At 52.6% G+C, this 13071-nt stretch carries 14 protein-coding genes; 8 read left to right on the top strand and 6 right to left on the bottom strand.

Annotation, left to right across the window (positions count from 1 at the left end; all coding sequences use genetic code 11):
- Positions 1–90 precede the first annotated feature (90 nt).
- The 3 genes from prs to lolB form a co-directional block, all read right to left on the bottom strand.
- Positions 91–1038: a ribose-phosphate diphosphokinase gene (gene prs / locus OGY15_RS14585; RefSeq protein ID WP_001518537.1), complete on the bottom strand. Its 948-nt coding sequence runs from the start codon at positions 1036–1038 to the stop codon at positions 91–93.
- 266 nt (positions 1039–1304) lie between these two features.
- Positions 1305–2156, bottom strand: a complete 852-nt coding sequence (gene ispE / locus OGY15_RS14580; protein WP_151219405.1) for a 4-(cytidine 5'-diphospho)-2-C-methyl-D-erythritol kinase — start codon at positions 2154–2156, stop codon at positions 1305–1307.
- Positions 2153–2776: a lipoprotein insertase outer membrane protein LolB gene (gene lolB, locus OGY15_RS14575; RefSeq protein WP_151219404.1), complete on the bottom strand. Its 624-nt coding sequence runs from the start codon at positions 2774–2776 to the stop codon at positions 2153–2155. Before lolB ends, ispE begins: the two co-directional genes overlap by 4 nt.
- Before the next feature lie 211 nt (positions 2777–2987).
- On the opposite strand from lolB, the gene hemA reads away from it, so the two are divergent.
- Genes hemA through kdsA form a run of 6 tightly spaced genes read left to right on the top strand, consistent with a single transcriptional unit; the run spans position 2988 to position 8292 of the window.
- The gene (hemA, locus tag OGY15_RS14570; protein WP_151219403.1) at positions 2988–4244 is read left to right on the top strand and encodes a glutamyl-tRNA reductase; all 1257 of its coding nucleotides are present in this window, start codon (positions 2988–2990) and stop codon (positions 4242–4244) included.
- Positions 4245–4285: 41 nt separating this feature from the next.
- A complete protein-coding gene (gene prfA / locus OGY15_RS14565) occupies positions 4286–5368 on the top strand; it encodes a peptide chain release factor 1 (protein WP_151219402.1) in 1083 nt (360 codons plus the stop codon).
- Positions 5368–6201, top strand: a complete 834-nt coding sequence (gene prmC / locus OGY15_RS14560) for a peptide chain release factor N(5)-glutamine methyltransferase (RefSeq protein WP_187259579.1) — start codon at positions 5368–5370, stop codon at positions 6199–6201. Before prfA ends, prmC begins: the two co-directional genes overlap by 1 nt.
- The gene (gene sirB2, locus OGY15_RS14555; protein WP_187259580.1) at positions 6198–6590 is read left to right on the top strand and encodes an invasion regulator SirB2; all 393 of its coding nucleotides are present in this window, start codon (positions 6198–6200) and stop codon (positions 6588–6590) included. The genes prmC and sirB2 overlap by 4 nt, the downstream gene beginning before the upstream one ends.
- Positions 6591–6592: 2 nt before the next feature.
- Complete coding sequence (gene sirB1, locus OGY15_RS14550; protein ID WP_187252325.1) at positions 6593–7402, top strand: invasion regulator SirB1; 810 nt, start codon at positions 6593–6595, stop codon at positions 7400–7402.
- 35 nt (positions 7403–7437) lie between these two features.
- On the top strand, positions 7438–8292 hold the full coding sequence (gene kdsA, locus OGY15_RS14545) for a 3-deoxy-8-phosphooctulonate synthase (protein ID WP_003020772.1): 855 nt from the start codon (positions 7438–7440) through the stop codon (positions 8290–8292).
- Positions 8293–8389: 97 nt separating this feature from the next.
- Here the strand turns inward: kdsA and chaA are convergent, their stop codons facing one another.
- Positions 8390–9490 carry a sodium-potassium/proton antiporter ChaA gene (chaA, locus tag OGY15_RS14540; protein WP_003020769.1) on the bottom strand — a complete coding sequence of 367 codons (1101 nt, stop codon included), beginning with the start codon at positions 9488–9490 and terminating at the stop codon, positions 8390–8392.
- 402 nt (positions 9491–9892) lie between these two features.
- Between chaA and OGY15_RS14535 the strand changes: the two genes are divergently transcribed.
- Positions 9893–10588, top strand: coding sequence for a gamma-glutamylcyclotransferase (locus OGY15_RS14535; RefSeq protein WP_151219399.1), 696 nt, complete (start codon positions 9893–9895; stop codon positions 10586–10588).
- 54 nt (positions 10589–10642) lie between these two features.
- Here the strand turns inward: OGY15_RS14535 and OGY15_RS14530 are convergent, their stop codons facing one another.
- Both OGY15_RS14530 and OGY15_RS14525 read right to left on the bottom strand, forming a co-directional pair.
- A complete protein-coding gene (locus OGY15_RS14530) occupies positions 10643–10888 on the bottom strand; it encodes a DUF1883 domain-containing protein (RefSeq protein ID WP_003020763.1) in 246 nt (81 codons plus the stop codon).
- 262 nt (positions 10889–11150) lie between these two features.
- Positions 11151–11504 (bottom strand): DsrE/DsrF/TusD sulfur relay family protein, encoded by a 354-nt coding sequence (locus OGY15_RS14525; protein ID WP_286539767.1) that lies wholly within the window; start codon positions 11502–11504, stop codon positions 11151–11153.
- 175 nt (positions 11505–11679) lie between these two features.
- Here OGY15_RS14525 and OGY15_RS14520 point away from each other — a divergent pair, with 175 nt between their 5' ends.
- A complete protein-coding gene (locus OGY15_RS14520) occupies positions 11680–13065 on the top strand; it encodes a YchO/YchP family invasin (protein WP_151219397.1) in 1386 nt (461 codons plus the stop codon).
- Positions 13066–13071 lie beyond the last annotated feature (6 nt).

Genomic DNA, 13071 nt, shown 5'->3' with positions numbered 1-13071 from the left:
ACTGAATGGCAGGTGAAGGAGGCAAAAGTCATACAAATAAATATTACAGATAAAAAAACCCGCCGCAGCGGGTTTTTGAGCCGGGCTCGATTAATGCTCGAACATAGCAGAGATGGATTCTTCGTTGCTGATACGACGAATCGCTTCGGCCAGCATACCCGACAGGGTCAATGTACGCACGTTTGGCAATGCTTTGATTTCGTCAGTCAGTGGAATGGTGTCACAGACAACGACTTCATCAATCACAGAGTTGCGCAGGTTGTTTGCCGCATTACCTGAGAAGATCGGGTGGGTTGCGTAAGCAAATACGCGTTTTGCACCACGTTCTTTCAGTGCTTCTGCTGCTTTACACAGCGTACCGCCGGTATCGATCATGTCATCAACCAGTACGCAGTCACGACCTGCAACGTCACCAATAATGTGCATCACCTGAGAAACGTTCGCACGCGGGCGACGTTTGTCGATGATAGCCATGTCGGTATCGTTCAGCAGTTTAGCGATAGCGCGGGCACGCACGACGCCACCGATATCCGGAGAAACCACAATCGGGTTGTCCAGATTCAGCTGCAGCATGTCTTCTAACAGGATCGGGCTACCGAATACGTTATCAACCGGTACGTCGAAGAAGCCCTGGATCTGTTCAGCATGCAGGTCAACGGTGAGGACGCGGTCAACGCCAACGCTGGACAGGAAATCAGCGACGACTTTAGCGGTAATCGGAACACGAGCGGAACGTACGCGACGATCCTGACGTGCATAGCCGAAGTAAGGAATAACGGCGGTGATACGGCCTGCGGAAGCACGGCGCAGCGCATCAACCATAACGACCAATTCCATCAGGTTGTCGTTAGTAGGGGCACAAGTGGACTGGATGATGAAAATATCACCACCGCGTACATTTTCATTGATTTGTACGCTGACTTCGCCGTCGCTAAAGCGACCTACAGCGGCGTCGCCGAGTGAAGTGTACAGGCGGTTGGCAATACGTTGTGCTAGTTCCGGGGTGGCGTTACCAGCAAAAAGCTTCATATCAGGCACGAGAAGAACCTCAGGCATGCGTCCATTGGTGGAAAGAATCTGCCGAAAACTGTGCGGGCCGGGCAGAATCCTCTCCATGCGGTGTATTAAAGAGCGCGATGCAACGTCTGGAACAGGGTGACGTTGTCACCGCAACTCAGCTTGCCCGGCTTACTCGGTATCCTTCACGTTTCATGTGCGCTGGCATCAATTCCTCGCACCAGTGACATACGTTTGTATGCTCCTGGCGACTCGTCATTTCGCCATCTTCCTGAAACCCGAAGGATTTAGAGTAACGCTCTTTGCAATGGGGAGAGGTTGACGCCTTTCGCCACAAAGCCTTTGAGCCATTCCGGGGCTTGCTCAAGCACCTGGCGAGCACGAGACTCAGTGTCAAATTCAGCAAAGACACAAGCCCCTGTACCAGTCAGGCGCGACGGCGCGTATTCTAACAGCCAGGAAAGCGCCGCATCAACCTCGCGAAAACGTTTTCTTGCGATAACCTCGCAATCATTGCCGAATTCACATTTTAGTAACGTTTCTATTGACCTTTTTGGCGTATTACGCGGGAGGTCGGGATCTTTAAAAATCACCGGCGTTGGAATGCTGACTCCCGGATGAGCAACCAGATACCACTTTTCCTTCGGCTCGACCGGCGTCAGAATTTCTCCCACACCTTCGGCAAAAGCCGCATGACCGCGTACGAACACAGGAACATCCGCCCCCAGCGTCAGGCCGATCGCCGCTAGCTCATCCACGGAAAGTCCGCACTGCCAGAGATGATTCAGCGCCACCAGAACGGTCGCCGCATTTGATGAACCACCGCCGAGGCCACCGCCCATCGGCAGGCGCTTTTCGATACTGATGTCCGCGCCGATTCCTTTGGGAAGGCGATTGCTTTCAGATGCCGTCGTCATTAGCAAACGCGCCGCACGGACGATCAGGTTGTCTTCATGCGCAACGCCTTCCACCGGAGTTAACAGGTGAATTTCATCGTCGCTACGCAGCGCAATATCTATCGTGTCGCCGTAATCCAGAAACTGGAACAACGTCTGCAGCGTATGGTAACCGTCCGCACGCTGCCCGGTGATGTATAAAAACAAATTCAGTTTTGCCGGAGAGGGCCAACGGGTCATCATTTCACAATCCAGTTGTCCATTTTCAGCTTAATACGCTGGGAGCCATCGGACAGTTCCATGTTCGCCGGCATCGCTGGCTGGATTTTGCTGTCGTAGGCGCTATAGACCACTTTCCAGTTTTTACCGTCTTTGCTGTAGTTCACTTCACTCAGACGATATTGGTCGTCGAGTTTATAATCGGTGGCGTCTCCCGGCAGTCCCAGGATCCACTGGCGTAAGCTGTTCAATGGAATAGGCATGCCGGTCAGTTTTCCAATCATCTCTTCGGCGTCGTCGGCGGTGTAGTGCTTACCTTTGTTATCGACAAGCTCGACGTTGCCCGGCTGCGCATTGAGTTCCAGTTCAGTGCTGCCCAGCGGGTTGGTCAGCAAGAGACGATAGCGATCCTGTCCGGTTTGCTGCCAGAAAAAGCGGGCATACACCTTCTGTTGATCGGAAATATAGGCAAACGCACCGCGCGTCTGATATTGGTTCAGGGCGCGTACTTCCTGCTGGTGCTGTCGCCACTGTGGAGAGTCGGGGCTTTTGCCAGGACCTTTCGGCGCGTTGAGCGTACAGGCAGTAAGAACCAGGGCCGCCAGCGGCAGCAGGCGAATCAGGCGAAAATCAGGCAGGGTCATAATGATGACAAATCCTTGAGATACGTTGCAGTTATAACGCTTAATGCTAGCGCCACCATCAGACATCGTCTACGTTCAAGTTATCTTAATTCGCTTAAATTTGTGCACTAAGCTATTACTCCAAAAGGGGTCAGTCTCTTTTATTGACCGCACGCATCCTGTATGATGCACCCAGTCTAACCTTATCAACGCTGGTACTATTCCCGCAGACATGACCCTTTTAGCGCTTGGTATTAACCATAAAACGGCACCTGTATCGCTGCGAGAACGCGTAACGTTTTCGCCGGATACGCTCGATCAGGCGCTGGACAGCCTGCTTGCGCAGCCAATGGTGCAGGGCGGGGTGGTATTGTCGACGTGTAACCGCACGGAGCTGTATCTCAGCGTTGAAGAGCAGGATAACCTGCAAGAAGCGCTGGTTCGCTGGCTGTGCGAATACCATAATCTCAATGAAGAAGACCTGCGCAATAGCCTGTACTGGCACCAGGACAACGACGCCGTCAGTCATCTGATGCGTGTCGCCAGCGGCCTGGATTCGCTGGTGCTCGGTGAGCCGCAGATTTTGGGGCAGGTGAAAAAAGCCTTTGCGGACTCGCAAAAAGGCCATCTGAACGCCAGCGCACTGGAGCGCATGTTCCAGAAATCATTCTCTGTCGCTAAACGTGTACGCACAGAAACGGACATCGGCGCCAGCGCCGTGTCCGTCGCGTTTGCCGCCTGTACACTGGCGCGGCAGATCTTTGAATCGCTCTCTACGGTAACCGTGTTGCTCGTCGGCGCTGGCGAAACCATCGAACTGGTGGCGCGACACCTGCGCGAGCACAAAGTGAAGAAGATGATCATCGCTAACCGTACGCGCGAGCGTGCGCAGGTGCTGGCTGATGAAGTCGGCGCAGAGGTGATTTCGCTGAGTGATATCGACGCGCGTTTACAGGATGCCGATATTATTATCAGCTCCACCGCCAGCCCGCTGCCGATTATCGGCAAAGGAATGGTGGAGCGCGCGCTTAAAAATCGTCGTAACCAACCTATGCTGCTGGTGGATATCGCCGTACCGCGCGATGTCGAGCCGGAAGTGGGTAAGTTGTCCAACGCCTATTTGTACAGCGTTGATGACCTGCAAAGCATCATTTCGCATAACCTGGCGCAGCGCAAAGCGGCAGCCGTGGAAGCCGAAACGATTGTGGCGCAGGAAACCAGCGAGTTTATGGCCTGGCTACGCGCTCAGGGCGCAAGTGACACAATCCGCGAGTACCGCAGTCAGTCAGAACAGATCCGTGATGAACTGACCGCCAAAGCGTTGGCCGCTCTTCAACAGGGTGGTGATGCGCAAGCCATTATGCAGGATTTGGCCTGGAAACTGACCAACCGCCTGATTCATGCACCAACCAAATCACTTCAACAGGCCGCCCGTGACGGGGATAGTGAACGCCTGAATATTCTGCGCGACAGCCTCGGGCTGGAGTAGCAGCACACCAATCTTATTTTTTACAGGGTGCATTTACGCCTATGAAGCCTTCTATCGTTGCCAAACTGGAAGCCCTGCATGAACGCCATGAAGAAGTTCAGGCGCTGCTCGGTGATGCGGGTACTATCGCAGACCAGGAACGCTTTCGTGCACTGTCGCGCGAATATGCCCAATTAAGCGATGTATCCCGCTGTTTTACGGACTGGCAACAGGTTCAGGAAGATATCGAGACCGCTCAGATGATGCTCGACGATCCTGAAATGCGTGAAATGGCGCAGGATGAACTGCGCGAAGCAAAAGAGAAATGCGAACAGTTGGAACAGCATCTGCAGGTACTGCTGTTACCTAAAGATCCCGATGATGAACGTAACGCCTTCCTCGAAGTGCGTGCGGGAACCGGTGGTGATGAAGCGGCGCTGTTTGCGGGGGATCTGTTCCGCATGTACAGCCGCTATGCTGAAGCGCGTCGCTGGCGGGTAGAGATCATGAGCGCCAGTGAAGGCGAGCACGGCGGCTATAAAGAAGTCATTGCCAAGATTAGCGGCGAAGGCGTTTACGGCCGACTGAAATTTGAGTCAGGCGGTCATCGCGTGCAGCGTGTTCCGGCGACGGAATCACAGGGCCGTATTCACACCTCTGCCTGTACGGTTGCGGTCATGCCGGAACTACCGGATGCAGAACTGCCGGACATCAACCCGGCCGATCTGCGTATTGATACCTTCCGCTCATCCGGCGCAGGGGGTCAGCACGTTAACACCACCGACTCCGCTATCCGTATTACTCACTTGCCGACCGGTATTGTGGTTGAGTGCCAGGACGAACGTTCACAGCATAAAAACAAAGCGAAAGCGATGTCGGTACTGGGGGCGCGAATTCGTGCTGCGGAAGTGGCGAGACGCCAGCAGGCGGAAGCCTCTGAACGTCGTAACCTGTTAGGCAGCGGCGATCGCAGCGATCGCAATCGTACCTATAACTTCCCGCAGGGGCGCGTGACCGATCACCGCATTAATCTCACGCTCTACCGTCTGGATGAAGCGATGGAAGGTAAACTGGATATGCTCATTGAGCCGATTGTCCAGGAATATCAGGCTGACCAACTGGCGGCATTGTCCGAGCAGGATTAATGGATTATCAGCACTGGCTGCGTGAAGCGATAAGCCAATTACAGGCAAGCGAAAGCCCGCGCCGTGACGCCGAGATTTTACTCGAGTTTGTGACCGGTAAGGGGCGCACCTTTATTCTGGCGTTTGGCGAAACGGTGTTAACCGAGGCGCAGCGTCAGCGGCTCGATACATTACTGGAACGCCGTCAGCGGGGGGAGCCTGTGGCACATCTGACCGGCGTGCGCGAGTTCTGGTCGCTGCCGCTGTTTGTGTCTCCGGCTACGCTTATTCCACGTCCGGATACCGAGTGTCTGGTTGAGCAGGCGCTGGCTCGTCTGCCTGCCTCTGCGTGTCGTATTCTCGATTTGGGAACCGGTACGGGCGCCATTGCGCTGGCGCTGGCAACCGAGCGTCCGGATTGCGCGGTGACCGCGGTTGACCGCATGCCCGATGCTGTAGCACTGGCAACCCGCAACAAACAGCATCTGGCTATCGACAATGTTTGCGTGCTGCAAAGCGACTGGTTCAGTGCTTTGCAGGGGCAGCAGTTTGACATGATTGTCAGCAATCCGCCGTATATCGACGAACAAGACCCGCACCTCGAGCAGGGCGATGTACGTTTTGAGCCGCTATCGGCACTGGTGGCGGGCGAGCAGGGAATGGCGGATATCGTGCATATCATTGACCAGTCTCGACAAATGCTAACGCCCGGCGGTTATCTGCTGCTGGAGCACGGCTGGCAGCAGGGACAGGCCGTCCGCGACGCCTATACTCATGCCGGTTACCAGACAGTTGAAACCTGCCGTGACTATGGCGGCAACGAGCGAATTACGCTTGGACGCCTTCCATCATGAGTTCCTTCAGAGTGTTACTCAACGTCCATCTCATCAGCATTGCGCTTTCTGTTGGTCTGTTGACGCTGCGTTTTTGGTGGCGTTACACCGACTCACGTCTTGCCTGCGCACGCTGGACGCGCATTGTGCCGCCAGTTGTGGATACCGTTTTATTACTCAGCGGCGTGGCGTTAATGCTTAAAGCGCACATCCTGCCATTCACTGAGCACGGGACATGGCTGACTGAAAAGCTGTTTGGGGTTATCATTTACATCGTTTTGGGTTTTATTGCGCTCGATTATCGTCGGGCGCGCAGTCAGCAGGCGCGATTAGTCGCATTTCCGCTGGCGCTGGTGGTGCTGTACATCATCATTAAACTCGCCACCACAAAAATACCGTTACTGGGGTAAGCATGAGGTCGTTAGCTGATTTCGAATTTAATAAAGCGCCATTGTGTGATGGGATGATCCTGGCGTCGGAGACTATCCGTCTGGATTTTCCAACACAAACTGTTTATGACGAACTGGAACGTCTGGTTAGTCTGGCGCAAGAAGAAATTAGCCAGCTCCTGTCTCAGGATGAGCAACTGGAAAAACTGCTGGCACTTTTTTATGGCGAATGGGGGTTTACGGACACCCACGGCGTCTATCGTCTTTCTGATGCACTATGGCTTGACCAGGTTCTGAAAAATCGTCAGGGCAGCGCCGTGTCGCTGGGCGCGATCTTATTATGGATTGCCAACCGACTGGAACTGCCGTTGGTGCCGGTGATTTTCCCGACACAACTCATCCTGCGTATTGAATCGCTCGATGGCGAAATGTGGCTAATCAATCCGTTCAATGGCGAAACGTTAAATGAGCACACGCTGGAAGTCTGGTTGAAAGGGAATATCAGCCCGGTTGCGGAGTTATTTAACGAGGACCTGGATGAAGCGGATAACGCGGAAGTGATCCGCAAACTGCTGGACACGCTGAAATCATCGCTGATGGAAGAGCGGCAAATGGAACTGGCCCTGCGTGCCAGCGAAGCATTATTACAGTTTAATCCTGAAGACCCGTATGAAATACGCGACCGTGGATTAATCTACGCGCAGCTGGAGTGTGAGCATGTTGCGCTGACCGATTTAAGCTATTTCGTTGAACAGTGTCCGGAAGACCCGATCAGCGAAATGATTCGTGCGCAGATTAATACTATTTCGCACAAACAAATTGTATTGCATTGATTAATGACACTTTACCTACCGTTTAAGGCGATCCTATGAAACAAAAAGTGGTTAGCATTGGCGACATCAACGTGGCAAATGACCTGCCGTTCGTGCTGTTTGGCGGAATGAACGTGCTGGAATCCCGCGATCTGGCGATGCGCATTTGTGAGCACTACGTAACCGTTACTCAAAAGCTGGGTATCCCTTACGTGTTCAAAGCCTCCTTTGATAAAGCCAACCGTTCTTCCATCCACTCTTACCGTGGACCGGGCCTTGAAGAAGGGATGAAAATCTTCCAGGAACTGAAGCAAACTTTTGGCGTAAAAGTGATCACCGACGTCCACGAAGCCAGCCAGGCGCAACCTGTTGCTGACGTGGTGGATGTGATTCAGTTGCCGGCATTCCTCGCTCGCCAGACCGATCTGGTGGAAGCGATGGCGAAAACCGGTGCCGTTATTAACGTGAAGAAACCGCAGTTCGTAAGCCCTGGTCAGATGGGTAATATCGTGGATAAATTCCATGAAGGCGGTAACGATAAGGTTATTCTCTGCGACCGTGGCGCGAACTTTGGTTATGACAACCTGGTTGTGGATATGCTGGGCTTTAGCGTGATGAAAAAGGTCTCCGGCAACTCGCCGGTGATTTTCGACGTGACCCATGCGCTGCAGTGTCGCGATCCGTTTGGTGCAGCAAGCGGTGGGCGTCGTGCGCAGGTTACCGAACTGGCGCGTGCAGGTATGGCAGTCGGTCTGGCAGGCCTGTTCATTGAAGCGCATCCGGATCCAGCCAATGCGAAATGCGATGGCCCATCCGCGCTGCCGCTGGCGAAACTGGAACAGTTCCTGACGCAGATTAAAGCCATTGATGACCTGGTGAAAAGCTTCGACGAGCTGGATACTGAGAACTAAGTCATTTTGTATACCTGACAGAGCTTGTGCTTATCAGGCCTACGAAAGGAAATAAAAAGCCGGACCCGACAAGTTGAGTCGGGTCCGGCTTTTTTCATCAGGCAAATATTGTCATCAGATAGGCGATAAACAGCGCCAGATGAGCCGCACCGTTAAGCACATTGGTGCGTCCAGTGGAGAAAGAGATATGGCACAGTACCAGTGATGAAACCATCACAATCATCTCTGGCGCGCCCAGCGCAAACACTAAATCATTTCCGGTTGCCCATGCGATCAGCGTCACCACCGGTACGGTCAGTGAAATAGTGGCTAATACCGAACCGAAGAACAAATTCATCGCCCGCTGTACCTGATTGCTCAGCACCGCTTTTAGCGCGCCCAGTCCTTCAGGAGAGAGGATGAGTAACGCGACCAGGAAACCGGTAAAGGCTACTGGTGCATTCAGTTCTGTCAGCAATGTCTCCAGTGGGCTGGCGTTCATCTTGGTTACGGCGATAACGGCGATCAGATGAATGATAAGCCAGGCGGCGTGCCACATATTGCTGTGTGCTGACGGCTTACCGTGATGCGGGTCGTCATCGTCGCCTTCGTCTTCATGCTCGTAAATAAACAGGCTTTGGTGGGTTTTGGTTTGAATCAGCAAAAATACACCGTACATTGCCGCAGAAATTAATGCGACCAACAGCGCCTGCGCCGTCGTGAAATTCGCGCCCGGTAAAGCCATTGGGAACACCAGTACAATAATGGCCAGTGGGAACAGGGCGATTAAATACTGTTTAATACCAAACAGGTTCATATACTGTGTAGCAAATTTACGTCCACCCAACAGTAATGAAAAACCGACCAGACCGCCGGTGACGATCATAATGATTGAATACAGCGTATCGCGCATGAGGGTAGGCGCAGCATCACCGGTCGCCATTAATGCCGAGATCAAACTGACTTCAAGAATAACAACGGACAGGCTGAGGATCAGTGACCCGTAGGGTTCGCCAAGTCGATGCGCTAATACATCCGCATGACGGACAACGCTGAATGCGCTGCTTAATATACCAATAAGGGCCAGCGCATTAATACCGATGACCACTGGTAGTGACTGACTGCTCCCCCAGAAGAACAGGACTACCAGCGCCAAAATCGGGAAGACGAGAGAGGTCTCCTTGTGGCGGGTTTTTACCGCCTCATGTACTTGTGTCATTGAACTAATTCTCCATCTCTGCAGGTATTTATAATTATAAAAGTATTAAAGAATGTAAAAAATAACAGATCTTTCGGTAATTCCGATCTGATTTTACGTAATTTTACGGCATGGAACATTTTTTGCATCAAAGCGAACAAAATTGCATATCTTGTTTATAGAGTATTTAAATAACAAAGCATTAGATTTTACCGTCAACAAGAATTGCTGATAGTACTGATACAAATGATAGTGCAGGGTTTAGCAACGCGAGAGGATATAAAGTGCCGTTGACGCTTTGTTGCCTTGCAAGCGAGCGGCGAATTGCCTATTGTCCAGCTATTGGTTTCAAAATGAGCAGTAAAAAGCCTGGAAGGCGTCAAAAAAGTTGTCGCACGGAAGCAGCAGTGGCGGAGGTGTAAGGTGTTAACGCGTGATTTTTTATTGAATGCCGACTGTAAGACGGCGTTTGGTGCTATTGAAGAATCACTACTCTGGTCAGCGGAACAACGGGCAGCTTCACTGGCCGCCACGCTTGCTTGCCGACCCGATGATGGACCGGTGTGGATCTTCGGTTATGGATCGTTGATGTGGAATCCGGCCTTAGAGTTTGATGAGTCCTGTACCGGGACGTTAGTCGGCTGGCACCGTGCTTTTTGCCTGCGCCTGACGGCGGGGAGAGGAACGGCGGGTCAGCCTGGACGCATGTTGGCCTTGAAAGAGGGCGGACGCACCACCGGCGTAGCCTACCGCCTACCGCACGCGTCGTTGGAACAAGAGCTTTCTTTACTGTGGAAGCGTGAAATGATAACCGGATGCTATCTGCCCACCTGGTGCCAGTTGGCGCTGGATGATGGTCGGACGGTGAACGCGCTGGTCTTCATTATGGATCCGCGCCATCCGCTGTTTGAGTCAGACACGCGTGCGCAGGTGATCGCTCCGCTTATTGCTGCGGCGAGTGGGCCTTTAGGCACCAACGCCCAGTATTTGTTCTCGCTGGAACAAGAGCTGGTTAAGTTGGGGATGCAGGATGACTGTCTTAACGATCTGGTGATTACGGTCAAACGATTGTTGGGAGAGAATCTGCCGGAGGGCGTTATGCGACCAGGGTTTGCCTGAACCCCGCCAAGAACTGAATGCCCGAAAGCCAGACGCTTTTCGGGCATTTAACGCTTAGGCTGCAATATAACTTATCGAATGCTCAAGCGACTGGCTGTGGCTGTCGATCAGCACATTCCAGATGCCCGTATAGGGCACGGTCAGCCATGCGTTATCACGATCCTGCACGCTTAAAATGTCGGACTGCGTGTCTTTGACGTGATTTTTCTCGCTCATCAAATGGATATGACAGCGCTCAGAACAGCGCACAACCACCGTATCGCCACCAAATAACTTTAAACTCGCCTTCACTAATGCCATTTTTCACCCCGTTCTTGAAAACAACGTACTTTCTGTCGAAAGTGCTGCGTGATGTTGTTCACATTTCACTCATTGCATAACACCAAAGGGGGAGCAACAGGATGCTGATTTTGATCAAAAAATGGCATAACGATTAAACAAAAGTGACAAAATCCCTCAAAAGGGTTGAAAGGGCGTGCTAACGTTCAACGAAACCGCGCCCATCTACAATTAAATCCGGAAATTATCGACACTTTCAGTGCGCTTGCCTGAAAACGTTGTATCAGAAGGTCAATACCTTATCTGCATCCAGCGTCCATTGCGCCAGTTCAACCAGCGTACCGACGGCCACTCCGTCAATTAACGGTAGCGCCGTGATCCCACGGCCATCGGTGCAGGTTTTGCACAGTTTCACCGGAACATTTTGCGCCGTCAGAATCTCCAGCATTTGCTGAATATTGTATCCTTCAGCGGGTTTCTGGCCACGCAATCCCGCAGTTACCGCGTCTGACATTAAAAACAGACGCAGGTCGAGAGAGCCTTCTTGTTCGCGCAAAGTGATAGCCAGACGCAGGCTGTTGAATAACGATTCGCTTCCGTAGGCCGCACCGTTCGCGACGATCACTATCTTTTGCATTTTTACTCCTTTTGCTGCATATGAGCGTTAATAACTGACACGTATGTTACACCTCTTTCTCGATGCCAGGATAATGCCGAAAAAGGTGGGAAGGGCTGAAAATCAATGCTGAAGAAGTTATGGTTTAAGGTAAGTATGCCGCTGTGGCTAATTGATGTAAGAAACCGCTAACGATTTGAGCCATAATATTTATTTATCTCTCGCTGTATTCTCCCTCTTGCCGTTGGCAGGCGGTACTGCCAGTGCGCAATCGTCTTTCATTCATCAGGCGGAAAACCCTTTCGATAACAATAGTGATGGCTTGCCCGATCTCGGCATGGCACCGGAGTCGCGGGCGGGCGAAAAGCACTTTGCCGAAATGGTCAAAGCGTTCGGTGAAGCCAGCATGACCGATAACGGGCTTGATACGGGTGAACAGGCGAAGCAGTTCGCGTTTGGTCAGGTGCGTGATACGGTTAGCGAGCAGGTGAATCAGCAACTGGAATCCTGGCTCTCTGTGTGGGGAAATGCCAGCGTTGGGTTGCAGGTTGATAACGAAGGCAGTTTTAACGGGAGTCGGGGGAGCTGGTTTATCCCGTGGCAAGACAATCAACGTTATCTCACCTGGAGCCAGCTGGGACTGACGCAGCAGGATGAAGGACTGGTCAGTAATGCGGGGATTGGGCAGCGCTGGGTACGTGACGGTTGGTTACTGGGTTACAACACCTTTTATGACAACCTGCTGGATGAAAATCTGCCCCGGGGAGGTCTCGGTGCAGAGGTATGGGGCAAAAATTTGCGCTTATCTGCTAACTATTATCAGCCGTTTTCCTCCTGGCAGGAGCGCTCTGTGACCCAGCAACAACGGATGGCCCGCGGCTATGATCTGACCGCGCAAATGCGCATGCCATTTTACCAACACCTTAATACCAGCATCAGTGTGGAGCAGTATTTTGGCGACCAGGTAGATCTTTTTCATTCGGGCACCGGGTACCACAACCCGGTGGCGATGAATCTCGGGCTGAGCTATACGCCGGTGCCGCTGATCACAGTGACAGCGCAGCACAAGCAGGGTGAAAGCGGCATCAGCCAGAATAACCTCGGCTTCACGCTCAATTACCGATTTGGCGTGCCGCTAAAAAAACAACTGATGGTCAGCGAGGTGGCAAACAGCCATTCGCTGCGTGGCAGTCGTTATGACGATCCGCAGCGTAACAATCTGCCGACGCTGGAATATCGCCAGCGTAAAACCCTGTCGGTATTTTTGGCCACGCCACCGTGGGATCTCAAAGGGGGAGAGACGGTGGCGCTGAAATTGCAAGTACGTAGTCAGTATGGGATTCGCCACCTGACGTGGCAGGGCGATACCCAGGCGTTGAGCTTAACGGCTGGCAGTAATAGCAGAAGCGCGCAGGGCTGGACAATTATTATGCCAAAATGGGACAGCAGAGAAGGGGCGATGAACCGCTGGCGGTTGTCTGTGGTGGTAGAAGATGAGCTGGGCCAGCGTGTCTCTTCCAATGAGATCACGCTCTCACTGACCGAACCGTTTATTAACGTTTCGGAAAATGATCCTCGTTAATGCATT

The organism is Citrobacter sp. Cu231 (assembly GCF_030332265.1).
Taxonomy (GTDB): domain Bacteria; phylum Pseudomonadota; class Gammaproteobacteria; order Enterobacterales; family Enterobacteriaceae; genus Citrobacter; species Citrobacter meridianamericanus.
Note: the sequence above shows the minus strand (reverse complement) of the source record. Positions and strands in the feature narration are given on the sequence as shown.

What these genes read in the sequence shown, in the direction of transcription:
- ispE (WP_151219405.1), bottom strand. Translation starts at nt 2,156, where the DNA reads ATGATGACCCGTTGGCCCTCTCCGGCAAAACTGAATTTGTTTTTATAC.
- lolB (WP_151219404.1), bottom strand. Translation starts at nt 2,776, where the DNA reads ATGACCCTGCCTGATTTTCGCCTGATTCGCCTGCTGCCGCTGGCGGCC.
- hemA (WP_151219403.1), top strand. Translation starts at nt 2,988, where the DNA reads ATGACCCTTTTAGCGCTTGGTATTAACCATAAAACGGCACCTGTATCG.
- prfA (WP_151219402.1), top strand. Translation starts at nt 4,286, where the DNA reads ATGAAGCCTTCTATCGTTGCCAAACTGGAAGCCCTGCATGAACGCCAT.
- prmC (WP_187259579.1), top strand. Translation starts at nt 5,368, where the DNA reads ATGGATTATCAGCACTGGCTGCGTGAAGCGATAAGCCAATTACAGGCA.
- sirB2 (WP_187259580.1), top strand. Translation starts at nt 6,198, where the DNA reads ATGAGTTCCTTCAGAGTGTTACTCAACGTCCATCTCATCAGCATTGCG.
- sirB1 (WP_187252325.1), top strand. Translation starts at nt 6,593, where the DNA reads ATGAGGTCGTTAGCTGATTTCGAATTTAATAAAGCGCCATTGTGTGAT.
- kdsA (WP_003020772.1), top strand. Translation starts at nt 7,438, where the DNA reads ATGAAACAAAAAGTGGTTAGCATTGGCGACATCAACGTGGCAAATGAC.
- chaA (WP_003020769.1), bottom strand. Translation starts at nt 9,490, where the DNA reads ATGACACAAGTACATGAGGCGGTAAAAACCCGCCACAAGGAGACCTCT.
- OGY15_RS14530 (WP_003020763.1), bottom strand. Translation starts at nt 10,888, where the DNA reads ATGGCATTAGTGAAGGCGAGTTTAAAGTTATTTGGTGGCGATACGGTG.
- OGY15_RS14525 (WP_286539767.1), bottom strand. Translation starts at nt 11,504, where the DNA reads ATGCAAAAGATAGTGATCGTCGCGAACGGTGCGGCCTACGGAAGCGAA.